At 38.0% G+C, this 13,376-nt stretch carries 12 protein-coding genes and 1 tRNA gene; 2 read left to right on the top strand and 11 right to left on the bottom strand.

Translation table 11 applies throughout. The features are described 5' to 3' along the window. Positions 1-31 precede the first annotated feature (31 nt). The 11 genes from SAE01_RS12830 to SAE01_RS12780 all read right to left on the bottom strand — a co-directional run bounded on the left by SAE01_RS12830 (position 32) and on the right by SAE01_RS12780 (position 11,575). Positions 32-1,261, bottom strand: a complete 1,230-nt coding sequence (locus tag SAE01_RS12830) for a thioredoxin family protein (RefSeq protein ID WP_147204173.1) — start codon at positions 1,259-1,261, stop codon at positions 32-34. Between the two features lie 351 nt (positions 1,262-1,612). Beyond that, a complete protein-coding gene (locus SAE01_RS12825) occupies positions 1,613-2,662 on the bottom strand; it encodes a hypothetical protein (RefSeq protein ID WP_147204172.1) in 1,050 nt (349 codons plus the stop codon). A gap of 68 nt (positions 2,663-2,730) precedes the next feature. Beyond that, positions 2,731-3,291 (bottom strand): D-glycero-alpha-D-manno-heptose-1,7-bisphosphate 7-phosphatase, encoded by a 561-nt coding sequence (locus tag SAE01_RS12820; RefSeq protein ID WP_147204171.1) that lies wholly within the window; start codon positions 3,289-3,291, stop codon positions 2,731-2,733. 84 nt (positions 3,292-3,375) lie between these two features. Continuing rightward, positions 3,376-4,077: a nucleotidyltransferase family protein gene (locus SAE01_RS12815; protein ID WP_174834616.1), complete on the bottom strand. Its 702-nt coding sequence runs from the start codon at positions 4,075-4,077 to the stop codon at positions 3,376-3,378. Between the two features lie 61 nt (positions 4,078-4,138). Beyond that, positions 4,139-4,714, bottom strand: coding sequence for a D-sedoheptulose 7-phosphate isomerase (gmhA, locus tag SAE01_RS12810; RefSeq protein WP_147204170.1), 576 nt, complete (start codon positions 4,712-4,714; stop codon positions 4,139-4,141). Between the two features lie 3 nt (positions 4,715-4,717). Beyond that, positions 4,718-6,457: a hypothetical protein gene (locus SAE01_RS12805; RefSeq protein ID WP_147204169.1), complete on the bottom strand. Its 1,740-nt coding sequence runs from the start codon at positions 6,455-6,457 to the stop codon at positions 4,718-4,720. A 178-nt stretch (positions 6,458-6,635) separates the two neighbouring features. Further along, a complete protein-coding gene (locus SAE01_RS12800; RefSeq protein WP_147204168.1) occupies positions 6,636-7,658 on the bottom strand; it encodes a GHMP family kinase ATP-binding protein in 1,023 nt (340 codons plus the stop codon). Between the two features lie 12 nt (positions 7,659-7,670). Then, positions 7,671-8,801 carry a glycosyltransferase family 4 protein gene (locus SAE01_RS12795; protein WP_147204167.1) on the bottom strand — a complete coding sequence of 377 codons (1,131 nt, stop codon included), beginning with the start codon at positions 8,799-8,801 and terminating at the stop codon, positions 7,671-7,673. Between the two features lie 12 nt (positions 8,802-8,813). Further along, entirely contained in the window at positions 8,814-9,758 is a 945-nt protein-coding gene (locus SAE01_RS12790; protein WP_147204166.1) for a glycosyltransferase family 2 protein, read from the bottom strand. Between the two features lie 4 nt (positions 9,759-9,762). Then, positions 9,763-10,302: a DUF4199 domain-containing protein gene (locus SAE01_RS12785; protein WP_147204165.1), complete on the bottom strand. Its 540-nt coding sequence runs from the start codon at positions 10,300-10,302 to the stop codon at positions 9,763-9,765. Beyond that, positions 10,292-11,575 (bottom strand): dihydroorotase, encoded by a 1,284-nt coding sequence (locus SAE01_RS12780; protein ID WP_147204164.1) that lies wholly within the window; start codon positions 11,573-11,575, stop codon positions 10,292-10,294. Before SAE01_RS12780 ends, SAE01_RS12785 begins: the two co-directional genes overlap by 11 nt. Positions 11,576-11,662: 87 nt before the next feature. Between SAE01_RS12780 and SAE01_RS12775 the strand changes: the two genes are divergently transcribed. Beyond that, a tRNA-Pro gene (locus tag SAE01_RS12775) sits at positions 11,663-11,736 on the top strand. 263 nt (positions 11,737-11,999) lie between these two features. Continuing rightward, positions 12,000-13,280: a site-specific integrase gene (locus SAE01_RS12770; RefSeq protein ID WP_147204163.1), complete on the top strand. Its 1,281-nt coding sequence runs from the start codon at positions 12,000-12,002 to the stop codon at positions 13,278-13,280. Positions 13,281-13,376 lie beyond the last annotated feature (96 nt).

The following is a 13,376-nucleotide window of genomic DNA, read 5'->3' as shown; positions in this document are numbered from 1 at the left end:
CTATTCTTCAACCCCTAACTCAATTACTTAATTATTCTTTCCAGGTTTTTTCTCCCTTTTTCATTTTATCGATTACATCCTGGTATCCTTTCTTGTCGCCTTCAGAAGCGAATCCAAGAGCCTTTTCTTCCCAGGCTATTGCTTCATCTTTTCTGCCAAGTTTGTATAAAATGTTTGCATAAGTATCAATAAAGCCGGGCGTGTTGTTATCCTTAAAAGATCTTTTGCTCCACTCAAGCGCATCAGTTACACAACTCATATCCTTACAATTTTCAAACACGGTCCATGCATATTCATTCAGTTGAGCAGGGTTAGCTTTAGCACCATAGGCTTTCATATAGTCCTGTACTGCCACTGCAAAGTTGTTCCAGTCGCGTTTGTTTTGATAATAAAAAACTTTACCTGTTGAAGCCACCTCATTCGCCTGTGCAGGATATTTTGCCGTTAAGTTTGTTGTTATAGTTTTCCAGTCAGGTATGCCAGCATCTTTTTTAAAGATCATTGGAAAAACTTCTTCGTTTAAAATAATTTCAGTCAGTTTTTTATTGGCTGAGCCCTCCCCACGAACTGCGTCAAACTTTTCCGGATTGTTAAGTATAAAAGAAAATCCCTGGTCTTTTGTGCTTCTGGTAAAGCGATCTATGAATTCTATATTGTCTTTAGTAAACATATCTTTCTGAGTAGCGAGATATTCTTTTGACACACTATTAGCTACTGGCATATCGTAAGCTTCCTGCGATGCCTTAGCTAAACTTAATAAAAATTGAGGGTCCTTTTTACCGGCTTTGTACTTGTCTAACATAACATAATACTGTTTCTCAGGATCGACGGCATCCTTCGCTTTGGCTAGAAACTGATCGGCCTCAGAAGATCCAATAGCCCGATGAACCAGTTTACCATTAGGATCAAAGAAAAGGTAGGTAGGAAAAACGTTCACCTTATAACTCGTCATAATGTTGTGCGCATCGGTATACCAACTTTTCACTTCATCATTATCAGCTTTCGTTGTATCAAGCTGCGCTTTGACGTTAATGAAGTTTTGATTAAAGAAAGTGCCCACTTTTTCCTGCGGAAAAATATTAGCTGTCATATAACGGCATGGTCCGCACCAGGTAGTAAAGGCATCCATAAAGATGTATTTCTTTTCAGCTTTTGCTTTTGCCTGAATTTGTTTCCATGTAAGTCCGTGTTCAAATTGAACTCCTTTCTGCGCAAATAGAATACTGGGAATTACAAATAAGAGTAGTAATAATTTTTTCATGGTTTTTATATTTATAAAACATCAATTTTTTATTAATATAAATTTAGGCAATTTCTATTCTTATGCAATAGGTAATTAAACCCTTAATACCGTTTGAAAGTAGAATTAGGCAATAGTTCTAATTGGTGATTATGATACCAGCGATATACCTGAAAGGAGCATTGTTGCGTCGCAATCCGTTCAACCTTCTCTGCTATGGAGAGCTGAGGTTTGATTGAAATTCGAGATGATTTTGGAAAATAGCAAATAGTAAATTTAGGGGAAGTCTTAAGCCTTGCAGGTGCTGCAATTGAAGAAATCCCAGCCGGGAAATTTCTGAAATTAACAATGCGTAAAAGCTGATGCGCTAAATCAGTAAGTGTCGTTGTCTTTCGCTTGCTTTTTTGGAGAGACCTTTTTCGGTAAAGGTTTCGCAGGAGTTGCTGGTTGTTTTGCCGGCTGGTTCTTCTGAATATTCTTCTCTGACTGCTCTATTAGTCTTAATTCATCGCTTTTGCCAGTTGCGTCTTTAATAGGGGATGGCATGGGAGCTTCCCCATCCTTCAACTTATAATCAAATACTTTATCTATGAATACCCATTTCCCGTTCTGCCATTTAAAACCCTGGTAGTCGCCGTCGGGAACCATCGTAAATTGTTTGTCCGGCTCGTTACTCTCGCTGATTAGGTGATCGTACACAATCATATCCATTTCCTGGTCGTAGTTCATTCTTGCCCGGCCTTCCTTTTTATACTCCAGGCAGTAGCGCGCTAATGATGCAGACGGGTTCACTTTGCCGTCTTTCATTGAGAAGTAAGGACCTCCAAATACGGGTCGTCCACTTTCATCAAACGATAAAACTTCAATCCACTTCTTCGTACTTCGCATGTTATTATCGTCGTAACCTAAAAGCGTGTAATATTTCTTGTTATTAAAAGTCTTCATTACGATACCGTAGTAGATCGCACCTATCCAGTTGTTTCCGGTACGAATAGAATCCTGCGGAGCAGTAGTAAATTCACTCATATCAACCAATGGAAACAGCTTTAACGAGCCGTCGGATGTTTTCATTTGTATTGCACCGCGCTGTCTAAAGTAATCCTCGTCGCGCGCCCATTGCCAGGAGAAAATACGGAAGGAACTATCGGGGGCGTAAATCCTCGAAACAGTTTCAAGAGAGTCGAAGGGATAATAAAAAGAGTTAGGTGTTTTTAAAGACCTTACCAGCATGCGAATAAAGACACTGTCAGCAGTGAAGCGTTGTGTAGCCGTTTTCTCCATGATCATCTGCCGACCGTAATTTCTCATACTGTCTTCCTCCTTTCTCATATAAGCTTTAGCCTGAGGAGACAAGGTTTGCGCTGAAACTGAAATAGCTACAAGCGTTACAAGGAGCAATAAAAAGGTGCGGATCTGCGTCATATTCTAATTAACGAAAATACCTCAACCTAATTATAATAATTCGTGAATGTAAAAGTGGTGGAACCTATTTAAGGTTTCTTTATAACTGATTGAACCGACCAGGCAAAAGCCGGTAAATCTTTAAATCGAAAATCTATAAGTGGGTTAGGAGACGGGACTTCGGGGTTAGTTGTGTCTACATACACAGTGAACATGCCGGCGTTCTTACCGAACTGCATGTCGCTTAGCTTATTACCTACCATTACACTTTTACTAAAGTCGATGTGCTTAAAATCTTGTTGTGCCTGGTAGGCCATGCCGGGATTAGGCTTACGATCGTAGCAATCGTTGTCCATGCTGTCACAATAATAAATTTTGTCTAAACGTCCATCATTATTGGTAATGACTTCGACCATATTCTTATGAATGTCTGCCAGATCATTTGCTGTCATTAGGCCCTTTCCTACACCGCGCTGGTTAGTAACCATAACGATGGTTCCAAATAAGTTCGAAAGGGTTTTAAGTGCATCAGTAACACCGTCATAAAATGTGAACTCGCTCCAGTTTAAAACATAATCCTCTTTTTTTTCGTGGTTAATCACGCCGTCGCGGTCTAAAAATAAAGTCCAGCTTTTGTCAATTTCAGGCATTGTATTCATGGGGTTAGCTGCGCTGACAGCGCTGAAAGCACTTATAGTTTTATCGAGGTTTTAGTAAATTGTTACGGTTAGAACTTAATCTTCAACAAGCTCTTTCTGGGCTCTTTCAAAATCCTCCGGAATGCCTATATCTATAAAATACTCATCCTGGATAACACCAAACATTCTTCTTTTTTGAAAGTATTTCTCCAGGTAATCAGTCTCGAACGAAAATTTATCGGGAAGATTTTCATCCAAAAATTTATGTGTATGAAGTGCATACACCCCGCCGTTGATCAGGCCACTTTCATAGAACTTTTTCTCCTTAAAACTTTTGATCAAACAATGGTTATCAACTTCAACCACACCATAACGGTCAAAGTTTTTCATTGGTTTGAGAGTCAAAGAGCAGCTGGCACCACTAAGACAATGAACCCCCGCGATAATTTCTACATCTATCTTATAAAGAGTGTCCCCATTTGCAACCAGCACGCACTTGTCTTTTGCAACCTTGCAAGCTTTTTTTACTGCGCCACCAGTTCCTAAAGGTTCATCCTCGATAGTTGTTTTAAAAAGGAGTGAAGGAAATTCTTTGGTAAGAAAATCAGTAATTACTTCACTCTTATATCCCAGCGAGAATATAAAATGTTTTATGCCTTGCGACTGCAGGTGATTGATTACATAGGTTAGAAAAGGTTTACCATTTACAGGGGCCATGCACTTAGGTAAATCCGGAACAGCCGCCCGTAGTCTTGTTCCTAAACCTCCTGCCAGAATAATTGCTTCTTTGATTCCCATAACATTCGAAGTTTAAGTTGCAATATTGAGGTTACAGTTTGAAAGTTTTTTGGCATTTTTCCTAACCGGGAAAAATATTCTCTTCAACAAATTGGCAAATGATGTGACCAATCATTATATGACTTTCCTGGATCCTGGGCGTGTCTGAAGAAGGAACATTGAAAATTACATCACTCATTTCTTTCATTATTCCACCCGACATACCAGTAAAACCAATAGTAACCATACCAAGGCTTCTGGCGGATTCAAAAGCCTTTACAATGTTCCCCGAATTACCTGACGTGCTAAGGCCAATTAAAACATCACCTTTTACACCCATGCCTTCTACCAGCCTTGCATAAATTACGTCGTAACTATAGTCATTTGCCACAGCAGTTAAATAAGATGAGTTGCAATGAAGTGCATCAGAAGGCAACGCTCGTCTATTCTTGTAAAACCTGCCCGAAAATTCTGCCGCGAGGTGTTGGGCATCTGCAGCGCTTCCGCCGTTGCCGCAGAACAACACTTTGTTTCCATTTTTAAAGGCTGTCGTTACCAGGTCTACTGCTTGTTGTATCCTTCCAATAAACTCTTCATCGTCTAAGATTCGTTGCTTCGTTGCGATTGATTGCGTAATGATTTCCTTAATACTGTCCATTATTTATTTCTTGTGATAATTCAATGATTTCTGTTCCATATTTCTAAGCCTCATCCATATTACAAAGCTATTGTTTCTAAAGAGTTCTTTATAGTCTAACCTGTAATTATTAGAGGAAGTAGTTTTGGTAATAATGCAATCATACTTATCATCTGCGCTGAAAGCTTTGTACCTGGTACTGTTAATGGCTGATGTGGAAAAGTGGATGTTTTTTTGTGCCTCGGAATAATAGTATTCGATCATTGGGACGCAAAACCAAAATTCCTCTTCATCGATATAACCGTTTTCAATGTCATTTCTTATTAGCAGGTCTCCAACAATTTTTGCGTCCTTGTCTTCAACCGGACCTAATAGTTCTTTCTGATTACGTATACACAGGTAAGAGAAAATGGCTATCGAAGAAAGAGTTAAAACGGCTTTTGTGCTGGCGTTCGTTCGTCTAACAAAAATTGATATCAACGAGATAAAAATGAGGATACAATTTGTAATGAGGCAGTTCAAAGATCTTTCAGGAAAAATGTTGCCGGTAATAGCCCTGGCCGTTAAAGTAAAAATGATAACAAACAGGCAGTAATCAATTATTGTCTTTTTAGATCCTGCCAAAGGCTTAAGGGGTAGCGACACAAATGCGAGTGACAGCAACAGTAGCATGATGTACTTCGACGAAAAAAACAATTGAGACAAGCCAAACAAAAAATCGCTTAATCGATTTATTGTATCAATAATATTGAAAGTATAATGGTTGTTATGAGAGATCAATGAAACACCTGAAGTAAGAAGTACAGGAAGATACCAGAGAAAACTTGCCACAAAGATTACAGCGGCACTTGTTAAAATAGGTTTTAGATGACGTGTGTAATAATAAAGAAATATTGAATTACAAATAGTAAAAACGAAAAAAGTAGGCATTGAGATAATGCCAAGGATATTTAAAATGATAAATAAAAACCGGTATCGTTTACTGAAAGTATTGCCATCAGTTATTCGAAGAATTATTTGAGTAATAAGTATTGATATAAATAATGATAGCGTAATCCCCCTGCTTAAGCTAGTGTAAATATAAAAAAGCGGCGAAGCTGCGAGTATGGCAAGTGCAAGCGCGGAGAGAGCAAAGCCGGCCCTTTTGTATAAGATATAGAATAAGCCTAGTAAGGACAACAGACCGAAAAGTAGGGAAGGAATTCGAATATTTACAAGGGTGTCAAAAGGAAGAAACGTGAAAAAATGGGTAATAAGATTAAAGAGGGGATAAGTATTGAATAGAATAAAAGGAAAATAAAAATGCTTGTTGATGTAATAATTGTATCCCCATGCCTCGTCGTAACTAATCTCTTTCAAATGGTTGTTATAAAGGATCAAAAAGACATATATCACGGCCCCCGCTCCTAATAATAATTTTTCTTTAGCAGGAAGAGCCTTGAAGAAAATAATTATATGAAAAAGAGTTGATTGAATATAACGGATTGCAAAAAGAACGTGGACGGAAATTTTTCTAACATTAAGATATAAAGCAATAGTAACAGCCAAGATTACGGGATAAACCATCCAGTGAAACTTATATATCAGCTGGTATTTCTTGGGAGGAAATAGTGATTTTTGAATTAAGGGTTTAAGATCCGGTCTTTTTAGTGTGTCAGTTACGAAATTCAGAAGTGAAGAATAAGAACTGTTGGAGAACCAGATGCTTGCTGACAGAGTACCAATAAAAAGGCAGGCTATACCAAAGTAAATAATTAAAGGCAAGGTCTTACTGCGCCTTTTACTAAACTTTGTTGTTCTAATCGTGCTAATGGGCAAGCTGTGTTTTTAACTATCCTCTTATTTGCCTATCTAAATTCTTAGCCTGACCTTAAAACAATCTTTTGTTGTTTTCGAAAAGTCAATAAAAAAGGTTCAAAGCTTATTACGAAAGGTATCGGTGTTAAACGGTCCAGGTATTCAATCCGTTTTGAGCAAACTGGTAGTGCCTCGCTTGTCCACCAAATTGTTCCAATGCTTCTATCACTTTGTATCGGCAATTGCCAGGGCAATAGAAAATCATAAAACCTCCACCTCCTGCACCGCTAATTTTTCCACCGGTAGCTCCGGCTTTTTTAGCTGATTCGTACACTTCCTCGATACTGCTATTACTAATATTGTTTGCCATTAACCTTTTCTGCTGGAAACCAAAATCTAGTATTTCACCAATTTCATGAAGCCTGCCTTTTAGCATAGCTTCTTTCATCATCTTCGCTTGCTCCTTCAATTGGTGCATCGCTTCGATCGACTTCTCATTATTAGAATTCACATTCTTTACCTGCTCTTTAATAATGGTTGCGCTTTCACGGCTGGTTGCAGTAAAATATAGAACGATATTATTTTCAAGTTCGTTCAATATTTGTTGCTTAATTCTAAGGGGATTTACGATCACCTTATCGCCTTCATAAAACTCCATAAAGTTTACGCCGCCAAAGGTAGCAGCGTACTGATCCTGCTTGCCTCCCGCAAGTTTCAAATCACTTCTTTCTATGTCATAAGCGTAATGTGCAATATCATATTCACCTAAGGGGAGACGGAGCATTTCATAAAAAGCGCCAATAATAGCAACAACCAGTGTTGATGAAGTACCCAAGCCGCTACCTGCAGGAGCGTCTACGTAAGTAGATAGTTTAAAGCCGGTAAGAGGAACACCATAATCTTTCTGTATACGGTTGTAAACACCTTTTAGCAGATCGAGTTTCCCGTCAATCGGCAACTCATTATTCCATTCAAATCGTTGTTCTTCGTGCCTGTCAAGTGCCTGAACTACAATTGCGTTTTCGTCAATTGGCTGAATGCTTGCACGTGCATATAAATTGATAGTTGCATTTAGAATGGCACCACCAAAAAGATCACTGTATGGACTTACGTCTGTTCCGCCGCCTGCCAAACCAATCCTTAATGGCGCTCTGCTTCGATAAATCATTAGAAAATTGAATTATAAACTAGATAAACGAACAATATGGCTAGTCAGATTGTGCCAGCTATACTTTTTCTTTTCTTCGCGAAGATGTGGCAAAAAGTAGTTTTCACCTAATTCGTACAGCTTTAAAATGTTAGCTGCTATGGATTCAGGAGTAGGTTCTGCTACCACCCCAACTTTACCTGCCGGAACGAGGTCTGGCAGTCCGCCCACGTTTGTAACAAGCATAGGTTTTTCAAAGTGATAGGCGAGGGGAGTAACACCACTTTGGGTAGCGTTTTTATAAGGTTGAATTACGAAATCGGCTGCACTTAAATAATATTTCACTTCACTGTCGGGGATGAAATCTGTTTTCAGTATTAGTTGGGGTAGAAGATTATTATCTGAAATTAATAAGTCGTATGCTTTTCTGTCTTCGTAAAATTCTCCCGCAATCAAAAGCTTTATTCCGGCCTGTTTTAATGAAGGTAAAGCCAGCGCTTTCAATAGTAAGTCTAGTCCTTTGTATTGACGAATGAACCCAAAGAACAAAATAATCTTTTCATGAAGGGGCAGCCCTAAGTATTTCCTGGCATCTTGCTTTGATAACTGTTCGCCAAAATTATCGTAAAGAGGATGAACCACTTTTTGAGCAGGCTTATTGGTTAGAGATGTAAGATCTTTCATCACTTTATCGCTCATGGTTACGAAACCATCAACCGGTGGAATAAAGTATTTGGTGAACGGTACATCTCCTGCTCGTTTTTCGTGTGGCTTGATATTATCCGCTATGCAAATAATTTTTGAATGCCGATTACTCTTTACTATCCTAAGAATGGTTCCCAAACAAGGTCCCAAAAATGGCAACCAGTAACGTACCACTACTATGTCTGGTTTTAATCTTTTTAACTCATTTCCTACTTTTAGCCAATTAAAAGGATTAATTGAATTAATGACAACTTTTATATCAATGTCTTTTGGAGGAAGCTCTGTGGAGTATTGAGTGGTGCCCGGAAATAAAAAACCAGGGTACTGTAATGAGAAGGTGTAAATAGAAACATAAATTCCTTCGGAAGTAAATTGTCTTGCAAGCCTTTCATTGAAAGAAGCTAAACCACCTCGAAGAGGGTAGGCAGGACCGATAATAACTATCCTCCTTGCTATCATATCTTCTGAAGGTTATACAATTCCTATCTTTTTTTCGACGAGGTAAGAATTTCTTTCGGTTGAATTTCTTGCAATTAGCTCTGCAACAAAACCTGCCAGAAATAGTTGCATACCTATGAGCATAGTGGTAAGGGCAATGTAAAACGAAGGTCTGTTAGTGAGTGCAAACTCTGTTGATACCAATTTTGCTATAACAAGATAAATGAACATACAAGCACCTGCTATAAAACTAAGTGTGCCGTATAAGCCGAAAAAATGCATTGGTCTTTTGCCAAACTTTCCAACGAACGTTATGGTGGCAAGGTCAAGAAATCCGTTAATAAATCTTTCCCAACCAAACTTTGTCGTTCCATATTTTCTTGCCCGGTGTTCAACAACTTTTTCGCCTATTTTCTTAAACCCGGCCCATTTTGCAATAACAGGAATGTATCGGTGCATTTCTCCGTACACTTCTATGCATTTGACGACTTTCTTCTTGTAAGATTTTAATCCGCAATTGAAATCATGCAAGTAGATACCACTTGTCTTTCGCGCAGCAGCATTGAATATTTTTGAAGGAATATTTTTGGTCAATTTATTATCAAACCTTTTCTTTTTCCACCCACTTACAAGGTCGTATCCTTCTTCAACAATCATGCGCCGCAGCTCAGGAATTTCATCTGGCGAATCCTGCATATCCGCATCCATTGTTATGATCACGTCGCCTTTTGCAGCTTTAAAACCTTCGTTTAGCGCTGCCGATTTTCCGTAATTTCTTTGAAATTTTATTCCCTTTATGTTTGCGTTAGCAGATGAAAGACTTTCAATTACTTGCCAACTGTCATCACTACTTCCATCATCAATAAGTAAAATTTCGTAAGAAAAGTTATTAGCAGTAACTACTTGTTCTATCCATGCACATAACTCAGGCAAAGACTCTTCTTCATTTAGTAGGGGAATAACAACAGATAAATCCATATAGCTAATTAACTTCCTCGAAAACTGGTTTCTTCTTCTTCACTATTGCTGAGATGATTAACGCAAAAACTCCGGTAATTGCTACGCTCGATAGGTAACTTTTAATCATTTGCGGCAGTTCTGTCACTTTCTTTATATCTCCCATTCTTTCCATTGCTTTTTCTTTATCCTCATCACTCATTTGGTCCCCCACTTTATCAAACATCTCCTGCATTCCTTCCCTCATTCTGTCAGCAACAGTGGGATCGATATATTTAAGATGGATGTAAGTATATATTGAATAGAATAGTTCAAAAATAAGAACAGAGATAAAGAGCGTTTGAAATAAACTCTTAAGATTAATGAAACCTTCATCTAATTTTCTCCGTTGAACAGCTTCAACACATAATAAGACTAGAATTGCTAAATAACCAAGAAATGAGTACAAGCCAAATTTGATAAGGTTTGTCGCCGCACTCCATCGAAAAAATAATATTAAAACGTAAATCAAACCAATGATGACTCCGTAAGTAACTCCGGTAGAGATATTTTTATTATCCTTCATTTCCAGTTGTTTCGTTTAAATATACTTTGTCTTTGTTGATGATGCCAACTACCTTTCCTTTAAGTGTTTTATTGATGAAAGGGCTGTTTTTACTCTTGCTTTTGATGGAAGCCGTACTATAGACATATTCCGTCCCTCTATTGAAAATCGTTAAATCTGCTACAGCGTTTATATCAATACCTTTTGGGCTTAGGGAAAAGATTTTTCTGGCGTTGTTACTAAAAAGGTCAACTAGTTTTTGAGTATTAAGTTGAGGCATTATTGTATTAACAGCTGCAAAGGAAGTTTCAAGGCCAATCATACCAGGAGCAGCATATTCAAATTCACATACCTTATAATCGCGGTTCTGCGGTAGATGATGAGAAGCAATGCAATCCACAATTCCTTCTTCAACCGCTTGTCTTAAAGCCAACACATCTTCGTTACTACGAAGTGGAGATTCTGTTTTTAAGTTAGTATTATAATCAGCTAAATCTTCGTCGCAAAAGGTAAGATGATAAGGTGTAGCACTGCATGTTACATTTACTCCTTGCTCTTTGGCTGCTTTTATAATCTGTACACTTTTAGCTGTAGATATGCCTGTTATATGAAGTGCACTCCCGGTATATTTTGCCAGTTCGATATCCCTGCTTACTAATAGTTCTTCTGCAATTGCTGGAATGCCTGGAAGTCCGAGTCGCGTACTTGTAACCCCCTCGTTTATTAAACCAAATTTCGCAACTGATCTGTCTATGGGTAGTTGTATTAATACACCGTTTATCGCTTTCACATATTGCAATGCTTTTAAGAAAAGTCCGGGAGTTTGCACAGGAAGTAAGCCGTCAGAAAAAGCGACGGCACCGCTATTGAACATATCGTACATCTCAGACAGTTCTTTGCCCTCCACATTTTTACTAATAGCACCAAGAGGAAGTACATTTACAGGTAAAGATTTTGACTTTTGAACGATGTATTCAATGGTTGATTTACTGCCAAGAACAGGTTGCGTATTTGGAAGAACAAAAACATTTGTAAAACCTCCTGCCGCTGCAGATGCTACTCCAGTTTCAAGGGTCTCTTTATATTCGAAGCCCGGGTCGTTAAAGTGAGCAAAAATATCTACCCATCCCGGTGAGACTATTAAGCCCTTTTGGTCAATAACGGTAGCGTCAGATACTGTTATTAATAAATCAATTTTTTCAATATGACCATCGATTACCAGAATATCTTTAACCAGTCCGTTATAAGGAGAATATTTATCTACGATAGTTACTTGCTTTAATAAAAGCTTCATCAAAAGGGAAGAAAATTTTGTGCAATATACCCGTTTTTTATAAAATCCTTTTACATTTGCCACCCTGCGAATAAATGGGAAAGTGTTCGGGACGTAGCGCAGCCCGGTAGCGTACTAGCATGGGGTGCTAGGGGTCGCAAGTTCGAATCTTGTCGTCCCGACAATGATGGTTATATTAAAAAACAAAAAAGCTCGTAAAACGTTGATTTTACGAGCTTTTTTGTTTTTAGCCTATCAATTCTTATCAAATCTCTATAAAAAGCTTGCGACAAATTCGGTTACAAGTAAGCTGTCTTTACCTTGGTGTAACCGATTTTCTTTGTAATCTTTTGATTATCAAAGAAGTAGTTTTTTAAATAATTTAATTCTATAATTTGTAAGGAATTGATATATAAATAATAATAAAATCTATAAAATAGATACTATGATAAGTACTAAGCCGACGCAAAAATCTAGCACTTTCAATGTTTTTTTCCACTTGAGAAAGACTGCTGCTAAAGACGGAAAATTCTCTGTTTACGCTCGAATTACTATTGACCGTAAAAGAATAGAATTGGCGGTCAGACAATTTGTAGATCGCAGCGATTGGAATGAAGCAAAAGGAATTGCAAAAACGAAGAAGGAAGAACTTAAGGTGTTGAATAATTACCTGGAGCAAATGAGGGCCTCCTTTGTAGCCTGTTACCGAGAAATGCTACTAAGCAAAAAAGTAATTACGACTGAAAGTTTTAAGCAGGTATACTTCGGGAAAGACACCAACGAGTTTACCCTTTGTAAATTGATGAACTACCATAACCAGGATATGAAGGAAACCATTTCTTGGGGGACTTTGAAAAATTATTTTACTACCGAGAAATATCTGCAGAAATTTTTGAAGGAACGTATGCACACGTCTGACATCTCATTAAAAGATATTAATTATAAGTTCGTTACCAGCTTCGAGTATTTTCTGAAAACCTTCAAACCGTTAGATCACCACAAGCCCATTGGCAACAACGGAGTTATGAAACATATGGAACGTTTTAGAAAGATGATTAACGTGGCGTTGAAAAATGAATGGTTAGAGAAAGATCCATTTAAGGCGTACAAGCTTAAGTTTAACAGGTACGAAAGAGGATTTTTGACGACTGAAGAATTAGCGCTAATAGAGATGAAAAATTTTTCGTTTGAACGTCTTCAGTATGTGAAAGACCTTTTTATTTTTAGTTGTTATACAGGACTTGCTTATACGGATGCTATGCAACTAACCCCCGCTAATCTAATCAGGGGTATTGATGGCGAACATTGGATTACTACTCAACGTCAAAAAACAGGCACCGCTGTAAAAATTCCGTTGTTACCAAAAGCGAAACACCTTATAGAAAAATACAGAAACAACCCCAAAAGTTTAAATGCTGGAACACTGTTTCCAAACATATCAAATCAAAGATTGAACGGTTATTTAAAAGAGATGGCCGACGTGTGCAAAATAGATAAAAACCTCACCTTTCACCTTGCCAGACACACCTTTGCAACTACCCTGACGCTGTCTAATGGAGTACCCATTGAGTCAGTAAGTAAAATGCTGGGGCATACTAAGATTACAACCACACAGGTATATGCTAAAGTGATTGAAAGCAAGCTGAGTGACGATATGAAATTGCTTAAGCAAAAGCTGGATAAAAAGCAGGATGAAGCGGATCATAAAACTGCCCAGCCAGAATAAATTTTGGTAGTGCCAAAAGGATTTAAGGCTTCTTAATAGGAAGTCTTTTTTGCTATTGAAAAACAAAAAACTCGAGTAATACTTTGGAAGATTTTT

Origin of the sequence: Segetibacter aerophilus (assembly GCF_007991655.1) — a bacterium.
In the GTDB taxonomy this organism is placed as follows: Bacteria; Bacteroidota; Bacteroidia; order Chitinophagales; family Chitinophagaceae; genus Segetibacter; species Segetibacter aerophilus.
Note: the sequence above shows the minus strand (reverse complement) of the source record. Positions and strands in the feature narration are given on the sequence as shown.

Bases quoted from the DNA above. Each gene is read 5' to 3' on its own strand.
- SAE01_RS12820 (WP_147204171.1), bottom strand. From the start codon at position 3,291: ATGCCTGAAATTGACAAAAGCTGGACTTTATTTTTAGACCGCGACGGC.
- SAE01_RS12825 (WP_147204172.1), bottom strand. From the start codon at position 2,662: ATGACGCAGATCCGCACCTTTTTATTGCTCCTTGTAACGCTTGTAGCT.
- SAE01_RS12790 (WP_147204166.1), bottom strand. From the start codon at position 9,758: ATGGATTTATCTGTTGTTATTCCCCTACTAAATGAAGAAGAGTCTTTG.
- SAE01_RS12800 (WP_147204168.1), bottom strand. From the start codon at position 7,658: ATGATTTATCGAAGCAGAGCGCCATTAAGGATTGGTTTGGCAGGCGGC.
- SAE01_RS12815 (WP_174834616.1), bottom strand. From the start codon at position 4,077: ATGGGAATCAAAGAAGCAATTATTCTGGCAGGAGGTTTAGGAACAAGA.
- SAE01_RS12830 (WP_147204173.1), bottom strand. From the start codon at position 1,261: ATGAAAAAATTATTACTACTCTTATTTGTAATTCCCAGTATTCTATTT.
- SAE01_RS12770 (WP_147204163.1), top strand. From the start codon at position 12,000: ATGATAAGTACTAAGCCGACGCAAAAATCTAGCACTTTCAATGTTTTT.
- gmhA (WP_147204170.1), bottom strand. From the start codon at position 4,714: ATGGACAGTATTAAGGAAATCATTACGCAATCAATCGCAACGAAGCAA.
- SAE01_RS12780 (WP_147204164.1), bottom strand. From the start codon at position 11,575: ATGAAGCTTTTATTAAAGCAAGTAACTATCGTAGATAAATATTCTCCT.
- SAE01_RS12785 (WP_147204165.1), bottom strand. From the start codon at position 10,302: ATGAAGGATAATAAAAATATCTCTACCGGAGTTACTTACGGAGTCATC.
- SAE01_RS12795 (WP_147204167.1), bottom strand. From the start codon at position 8,801: ATGATAGCAAGGAGGATAGTTATTATCGGTCCTGCCTACCCTCTTCGA.